The 18,917-nt window shown below is 72.1% G+C and carries 16 protein-coding genes; 14 read left to right on the forward strand and 2 right to left on the reverse strand.

Translation table 11 applies throughout. The annotated features are described in order from the left end of the window. Positions 1-202 precede the first annotated feature (202 nt). On the reverse strand, positions 203-3,070 hold the full coding sequence (locus tag GWK15_RS07200; RefSeq protein WP_168040599.1) for a winged helix-turn-helix domain-containing protein: 2,868 nt from the start codon (positions 3,068-3,070) through the stop codon (positions 203-205). 174 nt (positions 3,071-3,244) lie between these two features. Here GWK15_RS07200 and GWK15_RS07205 point away from each other — a divergent pair, with 174 nt between their 5' ends. Genes GWK15_RS07205 through GWK15_RS07230 form a run of 6 tightly spaced genes read left to right on the forward strand, consistent with a single transcriptional unit; the run spans position 3,245 to position 9,454 of the window. Next, positions 3,245-4,183 (forward strand): alpha/beta hydrolase fold domain-containing protein, encoded by a 939-nt coding sequence (locus tag GWK15_RS07205; protein ID WP_168040601.1) that lies wholly within the window; start codon positions 3,245-3,247, stop codon positions 4,181-4,183. 36 nt (positions 4,184-4,219) lie between these two features. After that, positions 4,220-4,873, forward strand: a complete 654-nt coding sequence (locus GWK15_RS07210; protein WP_168040603.1) for a hydrolase — start codon at positions 4,220-4,222, stop codon at positions 4,871-4,873. A gap of 17 nt (positions 4,874-4,890) precedes the next feature. After that, on the forward strand, positions 4,891-5,727 hold the full coding sequence (locus GWK15_RS07215) for an alpha/beta fold hydrolase (RefSeq protein ID WP_168040605.1): 837 nt from the start codon (positions 4,891-4,893) through the stop codon (positions 5,725-5,727). A gap of 6 nt (positions 5,728-5,733) precedes the next feature. Beyond that, a complete protein-coding gene (locus GWK15_RS07220) occupies positions 5,734-6,000 on the forward strand; it encodes a XapX domain-containing protein (protein WP_168040607.1) in 267 nt (88 codons plus the stop codon). Positions 6,001-6,014: 14 nt separating this feature from the next. After that, complete coding sequence (locus GWK15_RS07225) at positions 6,015-7,868, forward strand: amidohydrolase (protein ID WP_168040609.1); 1,854 nt, start codon at positions 6,015-6,017, stop codon at positions 7,866-7,868. Then, a complete protein-coding gene (locus tag GWK15_RS07230; RefSeq protein ID WP_168040611.1) occupies positions 7,868-9,454 on the forward strand; it encodes an MFS transporter in 1,587 nt (528 codons plus the stop codon). The genes GWK15_RS07225 and GWK15_RS07230 overlap by 1 nt, the downstream gene beginning before the upstream one ends. A 120-nt stretch (positions 9,455-9,574) precedes the next feature. Here the strand turns inward: GWK15_RS07230 and GWK15_RS07235 are convergent, their stop codons facing one another. After that, positions 9,575-10,585 carry a substrate-binding domain-containing protein gene (locus tag GWK15_RS07235; RefSeq protein WP_168040613.1) on the reverse strand — a complete coding sequence of 337 codons (1,011 nt, stop codon included), beginning with the start codon at positions 10,583-10,585 and terminating at the stop codon, positions 9,575-9,577. Between the two features lie 126 nt (positions 10,586-10,711). Here GWK15_RS07235 and GWK15_RS07240 point away from each other — a divergent pair, with 126 nt between their 5' ends. From GWK15_RS07240 to GWK15_RS07275, 8 genes are all read left to right on the forward strand, one after another. Then, the gene (locus GWK15_RS07240) at positions 10,712-11,521 is read left to right on the forward strand and encodes an ABC transporter permease (RefSeq protein WP_168040615.1); all 810 of its coding nucleotides are present in this window, start codon (positions 10,712-10,714) and stop codon (positions 11,519-11,521) included. A gap of 13 nt (positions 11,522-11,534) precedes the next feature. Beyond that, entirely contained in the window at positions 11,535-12,353 is an 819-nt protein-coding gene (locus GWK15_RS07245) for an ABC transporter permease (protein ID WP_168040617.1), read from the forward strand. Beyond that, the gene (locus GWK15_RS07250; protein WP_168040619.1) at positions 12,350-13,183 is read left to right on the forward strand and encodes an ABC transporter ATP-binding protein; all 834 of its coding nucleotides are present in this window, start codon (positions 12,350-12,352) and stop codon (positions 13,181-13,183) included. The genes GWK15_RS07245 and GWK15_RS07250 overlap by 4 nt, the downstream gene beginning before the upstream one ends. A 26-nt stretch (positions 13,184-13,209) precedes the next feature. After that, positions 13,210-14,256 carry an ABC transporter substrate-binding protein gene (locus tag GWK15_RS07255; RefSeq protein WP_168040621.1) on the forward strand — a complete coding sequence of 349 codons (1,047 nt, stop codon included), beginning with the start codon at positions 13,210-13,212 and terminating at the stop codon, positions 14,254-14,256. Positions 14,257-14,358: 102 nt separating this feature from the next. Beyond that, the gene (hisD, locus tag GWK15_RS07260) at positions 14,359-15,672 is read left to right on the forward strand and encodes a histidinol dehydrogenase (RefSeq protein ID WP_168040623.1); all 1,314 of its coding nucleotides are present in this window, start codon (positions 14,359-14,361) and stop codon (positions 15,670-15,672) included. Next, positions 15,672-16,871, forward strand: a complete 1,200-nt coding sequence (locus GWK15_RS07265) for a DegT/DnrJ/EryC1/StrS family aminotransferase (RefSeq protein ID WP_168040625.1) — start codon at positions 15,672-15,674, stop codon at positions 16,869-16,871. The genes hisD and GWK15_RS07265 overlap by 1 nt, the downstream gene beginning before the upstream one ends. Then, a complete protein-coding gene (locus tag GWK15_RS07270; RefSeq protein WP_168040627.1) occupies positions 16,868-17,638 on the forward strand; it encodes an SDR family NAD(P)-dependent oxidoreductase in 771 nt (256 codons plus the stop codon). Before GWK15_RS07265 ends, GWK15_RS07270 begins: the two co-directional genes overlap by 4 nt. A gap of 10 nt (positions 17,639-17,648) precedes the next feature. Beyond that, positions 17,649-18,638, forward strand: a complete 990-nt coding sequence (locus GWK15_RS07275) for an alcohol dehydrogenase catalytic domain-containing protein (protein WP_168040629.1) — start codon at positions 17,649-17,651, stop codon at positions 18,636-18,638. Positions 18,639-18,917 lie beyond the last annotated feature (279 nt).

The raw sequence follows: 18,917 nt of genomic DNA on the forward strand, positions 1-18,917 counted from the left end.
CCGCGAGGGGCTTGATCCGCAGTCGGCGATGGGCTCAAAGCGCAATCTCTAGATTGCGGGCAGAATTGTGGGTTGTTCATGAACGCGCGGGTCTGTCTATTCAATTTATTCAGAGTATGACGGCCTCCCTGTCCGCCAGTTTTTCCCTTGATTTCAATCTTCTAGATCGCCGCAACTGCGCGGCGCGCGATGGCGCGGCGGCTCATCGCGCCGCGCGGCGCTGCGTCCTCGCGTCGCCATGCTCGAACGTCGCGAGCAGCGCGGCCCCGCGCCGCACATCGCCGGTCGCGAATCCTTCCGTGAAGCGGCCGAGCACCGGGGCGAGCAGGCCGTGCGCCTCCGCACCGCGGCGCTGCGCGGCGAGCAGCCCGGCGCCGCTCGTCGCGGCGCGCAGTTCCCAGGCGGGCACGCCCTGTTCACGCGCCAGCGCCAGGGATACGTGGAACAGGTCCTCGGCGCCGGGGCGCGCGAGGGCGATGAGCGCCTCCCCCTTCAGGCGCAGCAATTCGGGGAGGCACCAGCGCTCGCCGGTCGCCTCGCAGCGCGCCAGCGCCTCCTCGACGACGGCGAGGCCGTCCTCCGCCTGGCGCTGCGCGGCCAGGCAGTCGCCCAGCGCGGCGAGGAAGGCGGTCAGGTACTGCGTGAACTGCGCCCGGCGGAGTTCCTCCACCGCAGCGCGCAGCATGGGCAACCCGGCCTCGGGGCGTCCGGTGCGGGCGAGAAACTCGCCCTCGAATCCGTCGGCATAGGCGCGCCAGACATCGAGCGCCTGCGCGCCGGTATGCCGGCGCAGCAGTGCGAGATACCGTTCGGCCGCGGCGTGGTCGCCGGCAAGCAGCGCGACCGGACAGGCCGATTGGGCGAGCACGTTGCACAGCGACAGCGTGTGGTTGAGCGCGATGGCGCGCGCCACGCTCGCCTCGACCTCCTGCAGCGCCTGGTCGGCGAAGCCCTGCAGCCACAGGATGCGCGCGCGGGTGATGCGTGCGGTGACGAGCTGGTCGAACTGATAGCGCACCACATGCGAACGCCGCGACGGGGCGACGTAGCGCTCGATCATGTGGTCGATATGCGCCCGCGCGCGCGCCTGCTCGCCGAGGAAATGCAGCGAGGCGCCGGTCATGCGTTCGCCGACGAGGCGGTCCGTCGCGTCGGCCTCGGCGGAGGCCATCAGGGCGCGGAAGCGGTCGGCGATGGCAAGAGCCTCGCGGAAGGCGCCGTGGTTGGTGCGATCGGCCCACAGCGCCCAGAGCGCGCGCTGCTGGTAGTCGCGGTCGCCGAGTGATTCGGCGAGCTCGAGCGCCGCGCGCCAGGCCGCCGTGCTGCGATCCACCCGACCGATCGCGTACATCTGCGTCCATCCCAGCGCAGCGTGCAGCTGCATGCGCCGGCGGTCGTCGGCCGGCTGGCCGGGGCCAAGCGCGGCGAGGGCGCGCTCCGCCCAGGCGATGCCTTCGTCGACGAGCGAGAGCTGGAACCACAGCGGCACGGCCGCGACGGTCAGCGCGACGCCGAGGCCCGGATCGCCGCCGGGCGCGAAGGCCCAGACCAGCGCGGCCCGCAGGTCGTCGACACGGCGGGCATAGGTGCGGAGCCATTCGGCGGTCGGCCGGGTCTCCCACTCGGCGGCCGCCTGTTCGAACAGGGCGCGGTGGAAGGCGGCGTGGCATTGCGCGGCGCAGGCGGTCTCGCCGCTTTCCTCGAGCCTTTCGCGCGCATAGGCGCGGGTGGTGTCGAGCAGCCGGTAGGTCACGCCGACGTCGCCCGCGTCCGTCGCGATCAGCGACTTGGCGACGAGGCAGGCCATGTCGTCGTCGAAGCCGGCCTCATCGGCCGGGGGGCGCTGCGCGACGGCACGCGCGCCGGCGAGGGTGAAGCCCCCGGCGAAGACCGCCAGGCGCCGCAGGATCGCCTTCTCCGGTTCCGTCAGCGTGCCGTAGCTCCAGTCCAGCGCGGCGCGCAGCGTCTGGTGGCGCGGCAGGGCGGTGCGGCGCCCGCGCATGAGCACGCGCAGCCGGTCGTCGAGCAGCCGCGCGAGCTCCTGCAGCCCGAAGGCGTCCATGCGTCCGGCCGCGAGCTCGATGGCAAGTGCGATGCCGTCGAGACGGCGGCAGATGTCGGCGACCAGCGGGGCCTGCGCGTCGGTCAACGTGAAGCCGCCGAGCGTCGCGGCGGCGCGCTCGACGAACAGCTGCACCGAGGGGAAGCGCATCGCTTCGGCGGCGGTGAGCGCCGGGATCGCCGGCGGCAGGCCGAGGGGCGGCATCCGCTGCACCCATTCACCCTCGGCGCGCAGCGCCTCGCGGCTCGTCGCGAGGATGGCCGATCCGGGCGCGCCGCGCAGCAGCACCTCGGCGAGATGCGCCGCGGACTCGACCACGTGTTCGCAGCTGTCGAGGAGGATGAGGTGCCGCCTTCCCTGCACGGCGGCGAGCAGCCCCTCGGTGTGTCGCTCGGCGCGGATCGCGAGGCCAAGGGCGGCGGTCACGGCGCTCGAGACGAGCAGCGGGTCGCTCACCGGGGCAAGGTCGACGAGGACCGCGCCGTCGGGAAAGGCGGTGGTGAGCGTCTCGGCCACGGCGAGCGCGACGGTCGTCTTGCCGATGCCTCCCGGGCCGACGATGGTCACGAGGCGTCGCTGGCGCAGATGCGCGGCGAGGTCGCGCACCATCTCCTCACGCCCGATCAGGCGCGTGAGTGGCGTTGGCAGTGTGGTGCTGCCGTGTGGCTCGGCGGATGCCGCGGCGGCCATCGGCGTGCCGAGCGTGCCGACGAAGCTGTAGCCGCGGCCCGGCACGTTCATCACGAGGCGCCGGCCGTCCTGCCCGTCGCGCAGCGCCTTGCGCAGAGCGGCGACATGCACGCGCAGGCTCGCTTCCTCGACCGTGGTGTCGGGCCAGGCGCGCGCGATGAGATCGTCCTTGGGCACCACCTCGCCCGCGCGCTCGACGAGCGCGATGAGGATATCGAGCGCACGGCTGCCGACCGGCACCGGCCGACCACCCTCGAGGAGGAGGCGACGATCGGGGTCGAGTTGGAACTCGCCGAAGGTGAGCACGCGCCCGGACACGCCTGCTGGTCTCCTTGCCTTGTCCGCTGCGCGCGCAGTTTGCGTCAGCGAACACGGATTTGCATCGCTTAACTCGCGCCGTGAAGCCCGGTCGCGGAAGGTTCACGCGACGCCGCAGGACGAGGGACCGCGCGAGTGATCGGATCGGAGGCATCCTGCCGTGGCGCTGCCCATGTGCTCGATACCGCAGTCGCCGCCTTCCTGGCCGGGATCGCGCGCGACGGGACCGGGCCGATGGCCGCCGCGGACATCGCTGGCACGCGCGCCGCGCTGGCGCGGCTGCAATCCGTGCCGGTCGATGCGCCGCAGATCAGTATCGAGGATCTCGACATTCCCGTCGGCCCCACTGGACACGTGGGCATCCGCATCCTGCGGCCAGCGATCGCGAACGGCCGGCCACTACCCTTCGTCCTGTATCTGCATGGTGGCGGATGGATCATGGGCGGCAGGGATACCCATGACCGGCTGATGCGCGACCTCGCCGACGGCAGCGGCGCCGCGGTCGTCTGCGTCGACTACACGCTGGCGCCCGAGGCGACTTATCCGGTGCAGATCGAGCAGGCACACGCCGCGCTGCGATACCTCGCGGCGCATGCGGCGGACCATCGGCTGGATGCGTCGCGCATCGCCGTCGCCGGGGACTGCGCGGGCGGCACCATGGCCGCTGCGGTGGCGATGCTGGCCAAGCAGCGGCGCGGCCCCGAGATTGCCTTCCAGCTGATGTTCTACCCGATCCTCGCCGAGCTCGAGGCGACCGACGATGCGTCCGCGCCCTGGCTGAACCGCGCGACGATCTGCCGCTACATCGATGCGGCCTTCCCCGATCCGGCGAGCCGCCGGCTTCCGACGGCCTTCCCGTTGCTGGCCACGACCGAGGCGCTGAACGACCTGCCGCCGGCGCTCGTGATCGTCGCGGAGGCCGATCCGCTGTGCGGCCAGGGCGAGGAATACGCGCGTCGCCTGGTTGAGGCCGGGGTGCGCGCCACCGCCACGCGGCACCTCGGCACCATTCACGATTTCGTGGCGCTGAACGCGCTGGCCGACACCCCCGCGGCGCGCGGCGCGATCGCAGAGGCGACCGCAGCGCTGCGCCAGGCGCTTTACGGACCCTAGCGGCGCCGACGGCGCCCGCACCGACAGGAGAACCCCATGCCGACCGCCACGCCGACCCCGGGCCGATTGCTGCTTTCCCCGGGGGACCACACGCTCATCATGATCGACTTCCAGTCGCAGATGTCCTTCGCGACCAAGTCGATCGACGCGGTGAACCTGCGCAACAACGCGGCGCTGGTGGCCCATGCCGCCGCGGGGTTCGGCGTCTCGACCATCCTGACGACGGTCGCGGAGAAGAGCTTCTCCGGCCCGATGTTCTCCGAGATCACCGATGCCTTTCCGGGCCAGGCGATGCTCGACCGCACCTCGATGAACACCTGGGAGGATGCGTCGGTGATCGCGAAGGTCAACGCGATCGGCAAGGCGCGCATCGTGCTCGCAGGGCTCTGGACCAGCGTGTGCATCGTGGGTCCCGCGCTGTCGGCGATCGACCAGGGGTTCGAGGTCACGGTCATCGCCGATGCCTGCGGCGACGTGTCGGCGGAAGCGCATGACCGCGCCATGGACCGCATGGTGCAGGCCGGCGCCAAGCCGATGACCTCCCTGCAATACCTGCTCGAGCTGCAGCGCGACTGGGCGCGCGGCGAGACCTACGAGCTGACCACCGGAATCGCGAAGCGCTTCGGCGGCGCCTATGGCCTCGGCATCATCTACGCCAAGTCCATGTTCGGCGCCGCCGAAGGCCATTGAGGGAAAGGAGCCCCAACATGCCCTTCGTCACCACCGCCGACGGCGTCGAGATCTTCTACAAGGACTGGGGTCCGAAGGACGCCCAGCCCATCGTCTTCCACCATGGATGGCCGCTCAGCGGCGATGACTGGGATGCCCAGATGCTGTTCTTCCTCGGCAAGGGCTTCCGCGTCGTCGCGCATGACCGGCGCGGGCATGGGCGTTCGACCCAGGTCGGCGGCGGGCACGACATGGATCACTACGCGGCGGATGCTGCTTCCGTGGTGAAGCAGCTCGACCTGACGAACGCCGTGCATGTCGGCCATTCCACCGGCGGCGGTGAGGCGTTGCACTACACCGTGAAGCACGGACAGCCGCAGGGCCGCGTCGCGAAGCTGGTCATCATCGGGGCGGTGCCGCCGATCATGCTCAAGACCGCGTCCAATCCCGGCGGACTGCCGATCGAGGTGTTCGACGGGTTCCGCGCGGCGCTTGCGGCGAACCGCGCGCAGTTCTTCCTCGACGTGCCGGCGGGCCCCTTCTACGGCTACAACCGGCCGGGCGTCGCGACGCAGCCGGGCGTGGTGAGCAACTGGTGGCGCCAGGGCATGATGGGCGGCGCCAAGGCGCATTACGACGGCATCAAGGCCTTCTCGGAAACCGACTTCACCGAGGACCTGAAGGCCGTGACGGTGCCGACCCTCGTGATGCATGGCGACGACGACCAGATCGTGCCGATCGCGGATTCCGCGCTGCTGTCGGCGAAGCTCGTGACCGGCGCGACGCTCAAGGTCTATCCGGGCTATCCGCACGGGATGTGCACCACGCATGCCGACGTGATCAACGCCGACCTGCTGGCCTTCATCCAGGGCTGACACGTCATGCGGCTGTACCTTGCCGCACTCGGCGCCGGCCTTCTGGTCGGCGTCGTCTACAGCCTGCTGCAGGTCCGTTCGCCCGCGCCGCCGGTGGTGGCGCTGGTGGGCCTGCTCGGCATACTGATCGGCGAGCAGGTCCTGCCCGTCGCGCGCCATCTGATCGCAGGCGAAGGCCTGCGGTCGGCGCTGGGCCTTGCCGGCTGCAGAGAACACCTGCTGGGGCGCCTGCCCGGCAGCGCGGCCCGGGGCGAACAGGCGCCGCCTTCGTGACGGGAGCATCGCCGATGCCCGAGACCGCCGACCTGATCCTGCACAATGGCCGCATCACGACGCTGGACCGCGCCCATCCGGAGGCCGAGGCCATCGCCATCCGCGACGGCCGCGTGCAGGCCGTGGGCCAGGCGGCGGACATCATGCCCCTCGCGGGCCCGGACACGCGGCTGATCGATGCGGGCGGACGCCGCGTCATTCCCGGCCTGATCGACAGCCACATGCACGTCATCCGCGGCGGGCTGAACTACAACATGGAGTTGCGCTGGGACGGGGTGCGATCGCTGGCCCAGGCGATGGCGATGCTGAAGGCGCAGGTCGCCATCACCCCGCCGCCGCAATGGGTGCGCGTGGTCGGCGGCTTCACCGAGCACCAGTTCGCCGAGAAGCGCCTGCCCACCCTCGACGAGATCAACGCCATCGCGCCGGACACGCCGGTCTTCATCCTGCACCTGTATGACCGCGCGCTGCTGAACGCCGCGGGGCTGCGTGCCGTGGGCTACACGCGCGACACGCCGAGCCCGCCGGGCGCCGAGATCCAGCGCGATCCCGCCGGCACCCCGACTGGGCTGCTGGTGGCGCGGCCCAATGCGGGGCTGCTCTACGCGACGCTCGCCAAGGGGCCGCGGCTGCCGCCCGAATACCAGAAGAACTCCACGCGGCATTTCATGCGGGAGGTGAACCGGCTCGGCGTCACCGGCGTCATCGATGCCGGCGGCGGGTTCCAGAACTATCCCGACGACTACGCGATCATCGAGGACCTGCACCGCGAAGGCGACCTCACGGTCCGCATCGCCTACAACCTGTTCACCCAGACGCCGAAGGGCGAGCGCGAGGATTTCGCGCGCTGGACCGGCATGGTCGCGCCGGGCCAGGGGGACGATCTCTACCGCCACAACGGCGCGGGGGAGATGCTGGTCTTCTCCGCCGCCGATTTCGAGGATTTCCGCGAGCCGCGCCCCGACCTTCCGGCCGCGATGGAGACGGACCTCAAGGCGGTGGTGCGCCTGCTGGCCGAGAAGCGCTGGCCCTTCCGGATGCACGCGACCTATGACGAGACGATCTCCCGCGCGCTGGATGTCTTCGAGGAGGTGGACCGCGAGGTCGGCTTCGATGGGCTGCGCTGGTTCTTCGACCATGCCGAGACCATCAGCCCGCGCAGCATCGAGCGCGTGAAGCGGCTGAACGGCGGCATCGCCGTGCAGCACCGCATGGTCTACCAGGGCGAGGATTTCGTCGCGCGCTACGGCGCCGCCGCCGCCGAACAGACACCGCCGATCGCGCGCATGCTGGAGGCCGGCATACCGGTCGGCGGCGGCACGGATGCGACGCGCGTCGCGAGCTACAATCCGTGGGTCGCGCTGTGGTGGCTGGTCTCCGGCAAGTCGATCGGCGGGCTGCGCATGACGCGTCCCGACCGGCGGCTGGACCGCGAGGCGGCGCTGCGCCTCTGGACCGAGGGCTCCGCCTGGTTCTCGGGCGAGCAGGCGGTCAAGGGTCGGTTGGCGCCCGGGCAGCTCGCGGATCTCGCGGTGCTCGGCGCCGACTACTTCGCGGTGCCGGAGGACGAGATCCAGGACATCGCCGCGGTGCTGACGATCCTCGGCGGCCGCGTCGTGCACGGGGTGGAGGAATTCGCGCCGCTCGCCCCGCCGCTGCCGCCGGCGATGCCGGACTGGTCGCCGGTGCGCCGCTTCGGCGGCTACCAGTCCCGCCTGCGCGCCGAGGCCGCGATCGCCGAGGCCTGCGCCTGCGCGACCGCCTGCGGGGTCCATGGCCATGCGCATGCCTGGGCGCGGCTCGAGGCGCCGGTGCGCGACCAGAAGGGTTTCTGGGGCGCACTCGGCTGCTCCTGCTGGGCCTTCTGATGACGGACAGCGCCCTCGCGCCGCTGCGCCATCGCGTCTTCGCCGTGCTGTGGACGGCGACGGTGCTGGGCAACATCGGCACCTGGATGCGCGATGTCGGGTCCGGCTGGCTGATGACGTCGCTGGCACCGTCGCCGGTCATGGTCGCCCTGGTGCAGGCGGCGGGCACGCTGCCGGTCTTCGTGCTGGCGCTGCCGGCGGGCGCGCTCGCGGACCTGCTCGACCGGCGGAAGCTGCTGATCGCGGCGCAGTGCAGCCTGGGCGTGGTGTCGCTTGCGCTGGCGCTGTGCACCGCGACCGGGATCATGACGCCGTGGCTGCTGCTCGTGCTCGTGCTCGCCGGCGGCGTGGGGGCGGCGCTGGCGGCGCCGGCCTGGCAATCCTCGGTGCCCGAGATGGTGCCGCGTGCCGATCTGCGCGCCGCGGTCGCGCTCAGTTCCATGGGCGTGAACGTCAGCCGCGCCATCGGGCCTGCACTGGGCGGGCTGCTGGTCGCGACGCTGGGGGTGACGGCGACCTACCTCGCCGACGCGCTGAGCTACGTGCCGGTGATCGCGGCGCTGCTCTGGTGGAAGCGCGTCGCACCCGACGCCGATGGCCCGCGCGAGACGCTGCCCGGCGCGATGCGCGCTGGCCTGCGCTATGCGCTGCATGCGCGCGGCCTCCAGCGCGTGCTGCTGCGGGCGGTGGTGTTCTTCGCGCTCGGCGCCGCGCATTGGGCGCTGCTGCCGCTGCTGGCGCGGCATGCGCTGGGCGGTGGACCTGGGCTCTATGGCTTCATGCTGGCAGGAATCGGCGCCGGTGCGGTGGGCGGGGCGCTGGCCCTGCCCTGGCTGCGCCAGCGCTTCGGCGGCACCGAGGGCCTCATGCTGGTCGGCGCGCTCGCGAACGCGGCGGCGCAGACCGGGCTGGCGCTGGCGCCGAGCGGAGGCGTCGCCGTCGTTTTCTGCATCGTCGCCGGCGTGGCCTGGATCGCGGTGCTGACCACGCTCAATGCGGCGACGCAGGCGGTGTTGCCGAACTGGGTGCGTGGGCGGGGCCTTGCGGTCTACCTGACGGTTTTTTCAGGGGCGATGGTGCTGGGCAGCCTGTCCTGGGGCCAGGTCGCGTCCTGGATCGGTATCGGCGGTGCATTGCTGGCGGCCGCGGCGGGTGGGACGGCGGCCGCGCTGCTCGGGCGTGCGCTGCCGCTGCCGGCGGGCGAGGAACTACTCGATCCGTCCCGCCACTGGCCCGACCCGGATTCAACGCATGCGACCGACCACGCGCATGGGCCCGTGGCGGTGCAGGTCGAATACCGCGTTGCGCCGGAGCGGCAGGCCGCCTTCCGCCGCGCCATCGCGCCGCTCGGCGCCATACGCCGGCGCGACGGGGCAACGGCCTGGGCCGTCTTCACCGATGCCGCCGACCCGGCGCGCGTCGTCGAATGGTTCACGCTGACCGACTGGGCGGAGCACCTGCGCCAGCATGGACGTGTGACGATGGCCGACCGCACGGTGCAGCAGGCGGTGAACGCGCTGCATGAAGGCGCGGATCCGCCGCGGGTGACGCATCTGCTCGGTCTGGCGGCGCGCCGGGGGGGCTGACCGGCGAGGCGCCTCGCCGGATCTGCTCGACAACGCGATGAAGCGCGGGCTGTTGCCCGGGCGGGACGCATCTCGACGCGCTGGGCTTCCGGGGCGCGCGCCAGGCCGTGGCGGCCGTGCTCACTCGATCCCGGGGGGCGCCGAGGACCGCCGGATGACGAGCTCGATCGGCAGCTCCGTGAGCTGCGTCGCGTCGCGCCCCGCGAGGCGGTCCAGCACGCGTTGCGCCGCCGCAGCGCCGATGCGCGCGGTCGGAACATGGACGGTCGTCAGCGGCGGGGAGAGGTGCGCGGCCATCTCGAGGTTGTCGATGCCGACGACCGAGAGGTCCCCGGGCACGGCCAGGCCGCGCGACTGCGCCTCGATAAGGCAGCCCACGGCAAGCTGGTCGATGCCGCAGACGATGGCGGTCGGCGGCTCGGCGAGGGAGAGCAGCGCGGAGCAGCCGCTGCGGCCGCCGGCGAGGGTGAAGTCCTGCTCGCTCACGCGCCATTCCGGCAGGTCGAGCCCGCGCGCCGCGAGCGCCTCGCGCACGCCTGCGAGTCTTCCGCGTTGCCGGTCGTTGAAGCGCGTCGCGCCGCAGACCACGCCGAGCCGCGTGTGGCCGAGATCGAGGAGGTGATCGGCCGCCAACCGGCCGGCCGCATGGTTGTCCACGACCACCGCATCGAACCGCGGATCGCCGCACCAGGTCAGCACCACCGGAACGCCGGCGCCTTCGAGCAGCGTCCAGGAGTCCGCCGGACGCTGCGCGCCGACAAGGACGAGCCCGTCCACCCCGCGGGCGAGCAGGCCGCGGATCACCGCCGCTTCGGTGTCGGGGTGGAAGTCCGAGGACGCGACCAGGAGGTGGCGCCCCGCTTCGGCGAGCGTCACCTGCATGGCCTGCAGGCAGCGCGAGAAGATGGCGTTGTCGAGCGTGGGGACCACGGCCGCGACGCCCGCGTCCCCGACGGCGCGCGCCCCGGCGCCGGGTGCGGCGCCGCCGAGCCGCGCGACCGCGGCGCGCACGCGGTCGCGGGTTTCCGGGCTGACGATCGAGGGCTGGGAGAGCGTGCGCGACGCCGTGGCGAGCGACACGCCCGCTGCCGCGGCGATGTCGGCCAGCCTGGGACGGGTTCGACGCTTCATCGGGGCATCGTGACGCGTGATGAAAATTTTTTCAATCCGCAAGCTGATCTTTGAGCGATGATTCCGTTTGACAGCCCCAATGCACGGTGAAAGCGTTATGAAAATATTTCTGGGAGAAGCGTTCCGTTGCCGACCGAGGCACGCAGTTCGGGCTGGGGCTTTGCCGTCCCTCGGCGTGCCGTCGTCGGGCTCGCGACGGTGGGCGGGGCGCTGCTCCTCTGGTGGCTCGCCACCAGCGGCCTGCGTCTGCTGAACCCGCTGCGACTGCCCAGCCCGCAGGAGGTCTGGGCCGCCTTCAGCCAGATCAGCACCGGCCAGGGCTATGGCGGCGCGACGCTCTGGCAGCATGCGCTGCACTCGCTCTGGCTGGTCGCCAAGGGGTTCGCCGTCGCCGTCGCCACCGGCATCCCGCTCGGCCTGCTGATGGGCTGGAGCCGCCGGGCCGAGGCGCTGATCAACCCGATCTTCCTGCTGCTGCGCCCGATCCCGGCCCTCGCCTGGATCCCGCTCGCGATCGTCTGGTTCGGCCTCGGCGACACCGGCAAGGTCTTCGTGATCTGGCTGACGGCGTTCGTTCCCTCGGTCATCAACGCCTTCACCGGGGTCCGCGGCGTCGATCCGGTGCTGATCGCCGCGGCGCGCACGCAGGGCGCGTCGACCGCGCAGGTGATCCGCCACGTGGTGGTCCCGGGTGCGATGCCGATGATCTTCACCGGCCTGCGCCTGTCGCTGCAGGCGAGCTGGACGACGCTGGTGGCGGCCGAACTCGTCGGCGCCTTCTTCGGGCTCGGCCGTGTCCTGAACGTCGCCGGGCAGGACATCTTTCCCGGGATGATCCTGGTGGGCATGGCCGCCGTCGCGGCCTGCGGCGCGGCGACGACCTGGCTGCTCGGCCGCGCCGAGCGCCGCGTCGTCAACTGGCGCCCGGCGGTCTGAGGGAGGCGCGGCGATGGCGAAGCGGCGCGACCGCAACTTCCTCGGGCCCGCGGGCACGTCGCTCGGCCTCGGCGAGTTCTGGGCCCTGACCGCCGCGGGCTTCGTGCTGTTCTTCGCCGTGTGGGGCGGCGTCGCGGCCTCCGGCTGGCTGCCGCCGAACCTGCTGCCATCGCCGCTCGCGGTGTGGGACACGCTGGTACGGCTGTGGAACCAGCCCTTCGCCGGCCACGTCTATGCCGAGCACCTGAGCGCCAGCATCCAGCGCTTCCTGATGGGCTGGGCGATCGCGGTCGGCATCGGCGTCCCGCTCGGCCTGCTGATGGGCTGGTATCGGCTGCTCGACGAGATCGTGACGCCGCTCTTCGACGCCATGCGCTTCGTAGCACCTCTGGCCTGGGTGCCGCTCGCCGCCCTGTGGTTCGGCACCGGGATCGGCGGGCCGCTGCTGATCATCTTCGTCGGCTCCTTCGCCCCCTGCGTGATCAGCGCCTATCGCGGCGCGCGGCTGGTCGAGACGCGGCTGGTCGAAGCGGCGCAGACGCTCGGCGCCTCCTCGCGGCAGGTGATGCTGCACGTCCTGATCCCCGGAGCGCTGCCGTCCATCATCGCCGGGCTGCGCGTCTCCGCGGGGCTCGGCTGGCAGTCGCTGGTGGGTTCCGAGCTGATCGTGGTGGGCGCGGGGCTCGGATACCTGATGGTGCAGGGCCAGGGCAACCTGAACACCACCGTCGTGATCGCCGGGATGGTCGGCATCGGCGTCGTGGGCTTCGCGATCGACGTGCTGCTGCGCGCCGTCGAAGCCGCCTTCAAGCGCAAATGGGGCCAGGCATGAGCGAGATCGTCTTCGAGGGCGTCACGCGCCGCTTCCCGCTGCCCCGGGGCGGCGAGTTCCTCGCCATCGACCGCATCGACCTGCGCATCGAGGAGAGGGAATTCGTCGCCATCGTCGGCCCCTCGGGCTGCGGCAAGACGACGCTGATGCGCATGGCCGCCGGGCTCGACTTCCCGACCGACGGCCGCGTGCTGGTCGGCGGCAAGGAGGTGACGGGGCCGGGGCCGGAGCGCGCCGTCGTCTTCCAGCAATTCGCCCTGCTGCCCTGGAAGACCGTGCGGGAGAACATCGGCTTCGGCCTGATGTGCAAGCGCACGCCGAAGGCGGAGGCCGACGCCGCCATCGCCCGCTATGTCGAGCTGATGGGCCTTTCGGGCCACGAGGACAGCTTCCCGCACCAGCTCTCGGGCGGCATGCAGCAGCGGGTCGCCATCGCACGCGCCTATGTCATGCAGCCCGCCGCCCTGTTGATGGACGAGCCCTTCGGCGCGCTGGACGCACAGACCCGCATCGTGATGCAGGAGGAGCTGGTGCGGCTCGCGCGCCGGAACCCGCGCACGGTCATCTTCATCACCCATGCCGTCGATGAGGCGATCTACCTCGCCGACCGCGTGGTGGTGATGGGCCGCAACCCCGGCCGCATCATCGAGACGATCGACATCCGCCCGCTGCGCGAGGACGGCGGCTGGGAGGCGATGCCGATCGAGGAGGTGATGGACACGCCGGCCTTCACCCACATGCGCAGCCGCATCTGGAAGCTTCTCAAGGCGCGCGAGCAGGAACGACCGGCCGCGCCTGCACCCATCCCCGCCACCGTGCCGGCCAAGTGAATCAAGAACCAGGACAGGAGAGAGGCATGTTCCGAAGGACCCTGCTCGTCGCGGCGCTCGCGGCCGCATCGCTCGCCGCGCCCGCGCCGGCCGAGGCGCAGCAGCTCACGCGGCTCAACATCTCGATGCAGCCGGCGCTGTACTCGATGCTGCCGCTGCACCTCGCCACCGAGCAGGGCTGGTGGCGGCAGATGGGCATCGAGCCGAACTTCTCCTCCTTCCCCGCCGGCCCGCCGCAGATCGCCGCCGCCGCCGCGGGCACCTGGGACGTGGGCATCACCGGCTCCGCCCCGGGCGTGCTCGGCGCGGCGCGCTTCAATATCCGCACCATCGCCATCTCGAACGACGAGAGCGCGACCAACGTGCTGATGGCCCGCCGCGACCAGGTCGAGGCGATCCGCGCCAACCCGGCCAGCCTGCGCGGCCAGCGCGTGCTGATCACCGTCAACACGACGGTGGACTATGTCCTGCAGAACTGCCTCAACCGCTGGAACATCCCGCGCGCCGACCTGCAGGTGGTGAACCTCAACCAGGCGCAGATCCTCTCGGCCTTCTCGACCGGCGAGGGGCGGCTGGCCGGCCTCTGGGCCCCGAACATCTACACGGCGGAGGAACGGATGAACGCCGTGCCGCTGTGCAGCGGCAAGGACGTCGACGCGATCGTGCCCGGCAACGTCATCGTCCGCGAGGAGTTCCTGCGCGCGAACCCCGACATGGTGGCGCGCTACCTCGCCGTGTTCCTGCGCGGCATCGCCTTCATGAAGGCGAACCGCGATCAGACCGTGCAGGCCATGAACCGGTTCTACCAGGCCGGCGGCGTGACGGTGAGCGAGGCCGCGCTGCGCGCGGAGATCGATCGCCGCCCGATCTTCGACCTCGATGAGCAGATCCAGCTCATGGCGCGCGCCGGCGGCCCGTCCCAGGCGGATCGCTGGTACGAGGGGCTGAGCGCCTTCCTCGCGCAGGTCGGCACGGTGCAGAACCCGCCGGCGCCCTCGGCCTACCTGACGGACGACGTGCTGCGCCGCATCGCGGCGGATGCGCGCCTGCGCGCCTTCGCGCTGGGCCAGTAGGACGCAGGGGAGCGGGCGGGGCGCCGTCGCTCCGCCCGGCCGCGTGCCGCGGCGCGTCGCGCCCAGGCAGGCGGGGCAGGGGCCCCGGGAAGGAACGCAGTCATGTCTGTCGACTACCTCAAGCGCGCGAGCCGCACCGCCGAGGACACCACCGCCGAGGCCCGCCCCGTGGTGGAGGCCATGCTGGCCGACATCGCGGCGCGCGGCGAAACGGCGGTGCGGGACTACGCCGCGAAACTGGACGGGTGGCACGGCGGGATCCTCGTCACCGCCGAGGAGGCGGAGCGGCGCGCGGCCGAGGTGCCCGCCGCCCTGCGCGCCGACATCGACTACGCCGTGGACCGCGTGCGCCGCTTCGCCGAGGCCCAGCGCGCCAGCGTGCGCGACTTCGAGGTGGAGATCTCGCCCGGCGTCGTCGCCGGCCAGAAGCTGGTGCCGATGGCGGTCGCCGGCTGCTACGTCCCGGCCGGCCGCTACGCGCACATCGCCTCGGCCTATATGGGCGTCGCCACCGCCAAGGCCGCGGGCGTGCCGACGGTGATCGCCTGCTCCGGCCCGCGCGGCGGGTCGGGGATCCATCCCGCGGTGCTCTATGCGCTGCGCCGCGCGGGGGCGGATGCGATCATGACGCTCGGCGGCGTGCAGGCGATCGCGGCGCTCGCCCATGGCCTGTTCACGGGCAAGCCCGCCGACATCGTGGTCGGGCCCGGCAACAAGTTCGTCGCCGAGGCCAAGCGGCAGATCTACGGCAAGGTCGGCATCGACGTCTTCGCCGGACCTTCCGAGGTCGCGGTGATCGCCGACGCCACGGCCGATCCGGAGGTCGTCGCCGTCGACCTCGTCGCGCAGATGGAGCACGGGCACGAGAGCCCCGGCTGGCTGATCGCGACCGATCGCGCCCTGGCCGATGCCGTGATGAGGCGCGTGCCGGAACTCATCGCCGCGCTGCCGCCGACCGCGCGCGATGCGGCCGGTGCCGCCTGGCGCGACTTCGGCGAGGTGGTGCTCTGCGCGACGCGGGAGGAGGCGGTCGAGGTCTCCGACCGCTACTGCTGCGAGCACCTCCAGGTGCAGGCCGCCGATCCCGCCTGGTGGCTCGCCAACCTCCGCAACTACGGCTCGCTCTTCCTCGGCGAGGAGACGACGGTCGCCTTCGGCGACAAGGCGACGGGCCCGAACCACATCCTGCCCACCAAGGCCGCCGGTCGCTATTCGGCGGGGCTGTCGGTGCACAAGTTCCTCAAGCCGCTCTCCTGGCAGCGCATGACGCGGGAAGGCTCGCGGGACGTGGCGCTCGCCACCGCCCGCATCTCCCGCGCCGAGGGGATGGAGGCGCATGCGCGATCGGCCGACATCCGCCTCGCGCGCTACTTCCCGGGGACGGATTTCGACCTCGGCGAGCCGGTGACGGGCTGATGGGCGACCGGCTCGCGCTCGACCTCAGCGCCCCGCCGCCGATCCCGGAGTCGAGCATCGCGGCGGCCGAGGCGGTGCTGCGATCGGGCTGGACGCATCGCTATGGCGAGACGCTGGGCGACGCCTCGGACGCGGCGATGCTCGAAGCCGAGTTCGCCGCGCATCTCGGCACGCGCTATTGCGTGGCGGTGAATTCCTGCGGCAGCGCGATGTATCTCGCGCTGCTCTGCACCGGCGTGCGCCCCGGCGACCGCGTGCTGATGAATGCCTTCACCCTGGCCCCGGTCCCCGGCGCCGTCGCCCATGCGGGGGCCGAGCATGTCCTGGTCGAGGTGACGCAGGATCTCGTCATCGACCTCGACGATCTCGCGCGCAAGGCGCGGGCGAGCGGCGCGCGGCATCTGCTGCTGTCGCACATGCGCGGGCACATCGCGGACATGACGCGGCTGATGGCGCTCTGCGACGATCTCGGCGTCACGGTGATCGAGGATTGCGCGCATACGATGGGGGCGCGCTGGGCCGGCCGGCCGACCGGCACCTTCGGCAAGGCGGGCTGCTTCAGCCTGCAGGCCTACAAGCACGTCAACGCCGGCGAAGGCGGGCTGATCGCGACCGACGATCCGGACATCGCGGCGCGCGCCATCCTCTACTCCGGCAGCTACATGCTCTATCGCCAGCACCGCGCGCGGCCCGGCGAGGACGTCTTCGCCCGATGGAAGGACGTGACGCCCAACTACTCGCTGCGCATGTCGAACCTGGTGGCGGCGGTGGCGCGGCCGCAGATCGCCTTGCTGGCGGGGCGCGCGCGGATCTGGAACGACCGTCACGGGCGGCTTGCCGCGCTGCTCGGCGCCATTCCCGGCCTGCGCCTGCCGCACCGGCCGCAGGAAGAGGAATTCGTGCAGAGTTCGATCCAGTTCGCCGTCGCCGGCCTGGATGCGGACGCCTTCGCCCACTTCCTGGCCGGCTGTCGCGCACGGGGCGTCTACCTCAAATGGTTCGGCTCGCGCGAAGCGGAGGGATACACCAGCGTCCCTGGCCAGTGGCGCTACCTCGCCGATCCGCACACGCCCGCGGCGACGGCCGCCGTGCTGGAGCGCCTGTGCGACATGCGCATCCCGCTGACGCTGGCCGAAGCGGATTGCGCGACGGTGGCGCGCATCGTCGCGGAGGAACTGGCGGCGGCGCGCGCGCCATGAGCCGGCTCGCGCATCTCTTCTCGCTCGAGGGCCGGGTCGCCCTGGTCACGGGCGGCAATTCGGGGCTGGGCCTCGCCATCGCGCGTGCGCTCGGGCTCGCCGGCGCGAAGCCGGTGCTGTGCGCGCGGCGGCAGGCGGAACTGGACGCCGCGGTGGAGGCGCTTGGCGCGGAGCAGATCGCTGCGGCCACCCTGGATGCAGACCTCGCGACGCCGGATGCGGCGGAACAGGTGGGGGCGCGGCTCGAGGCGCTGGGCCTGTCGCCCGACATCGTGGTCAACGCCGCTGGCGTGAACCTCCGCCAGCCTTTCGCGCAGGTCACCGCCGCGGCCTTCGACCTGCACATGGCGCTGCATCTCCGCGCGCCCTTCCTGCTGGTGCAGAGACTGGCCCCCGCCATGGCCGCGCGCGGCTGGGGGCGGATCATCAACATCGCCTCGCTGCAATCCTTCCGTGCCTTCCCCGACAGCGCGCCCTACGGCGCCGCGAAGGGCGGCATCACGCAACTGACGCGCGCGATGGCCGAGGCCTGGTCGCGCCACGGCGTCACCTGCAACGCGATCGCGCCCGGGTTCTTCCCCACGCCCTTGACCGCGCCCGTTTTCGCCGATGCGGAACGCGCCGCGCGGCTGGCCGCGCAGACCTGCATCGGCCGCAACGGCAGGCTCGAGGACCTGCATGGTGCGGCCGTCTTCCTCGCCTCCGATGCCGCCGCCTATGTCACCGGCCAGGTGCTGGCGGTGGATGGCGGCTTCCTGGCCAAGTGAGGGACCGCTCGTGAAGGCTCTCGTCCAGACCGCGCCGAATGCACTCATCTACCGCGACGAGCCCGAACCGGCGCCCGCGCCGGGCGAGGCGATCATCCGCGTCGAGGCGGTCGGCATCTGCGGGTCCGACATGCACGCGATCCACGGGCATGATGCGCGCCGGCCCGTGCCGATCATCCTCGGCCATGAGGCGGCCGGGCGCGTGCTGACAGGTCGCCTTGCAGGGAAGCGCGTTGCGGTGAACCCGCTCGTCGTGCCGCTGGACTGTCCCTTCGCGCGCGAGGGAAGGCCGCATCTCTCGCCACGGCGGGAGATCCTGTCCATGCCGCCGCGACCCGGTGCCTTCGCCGAATTCCTGCGCGCGCCGGAGGAGAACCTCGTCGAGATCCCGGAGGACGTGCCCGCCGCGAAGGCTGCGCTCGCCGAACCGGTCGCGGTTTCCTTCCATGCGGTGCACCACGGCGCGCGGCTGCTGGGACGGCCGCTGCCTGCGGCACGATGCGCGGTGCTCGGCGGCGGCGCGATCGGGCTGGCGGCGGCGCTGGTCCTGGTCCAGGCTGGCGCTGGCGAGGTCTGGCTCATCGAGCCGAACCTGGCGCGGCGCGAGACCGCCTTGCGCGCCGGCGTCGCCCTGGCCCGCGCACCGGGAGAGTCGCCCGAGGACGCCTCCTGCGACCTTGTGGTGGATGCCGTGGGCGCCGCCGCGACGCGCGCGGCCGCCTGCCGGCTCGCCCGTCCGGGCGGGGTGATCGTCCATGCCGGGCTGCTGCCTGGCGCGGAGGGTCTCGACGTGCGCCGCCTGACCCTGCAGGAGATCACCTTCACCGGCACCTACTGCTACACGCCGGAGGAATTCCGCACCGTCGTCGGCCTTCTCGTCACGGGTCGTCTCGGCGCGCTCGATTGGCTGGAAGCGCGGCCGCTGGCCGAGGGCGCGCGGGCCGTGGCCGATATCGACGCCGGCGTGGTCGCGGCGGCGAAGCTCGTCCTGATCCCTTGAGCATTCCTGCGGCAGGGGGCCGCGGCGCCGCGCTGGCGCCGGAACGCCTTTGCATCCTTCGCCGCTACGCGACCTGATCAGCAGGCGCGGCGACAACCGACGCGGTAACGCGAACCCAGGCCCTGCGTGGGCCGATCATGATGCGGAAGACGAGGGCGGCGGCGTCGCGCCCGGTGGAACCGGCCTGGCGGCAGTTGCGCCCCCGGCCGCCTGGGTCGGAGCGGGGGCGGGCGTGCCGGCGCCCAGCTCGGCCAAGGCAGTCCCGCCGAATATCTGCGG

The sequence above is a fragment of the Neoroseomonas oryzicola genome (assembly GCF_012163135.1).
Taxonomy (GTDB): Bacteria; Pseudomonadota; Alphaproteobacteria; order Acetobacterales; family Acetobacteraceae; genus Neoroseomonas; species Neoroseomonas oryzicola.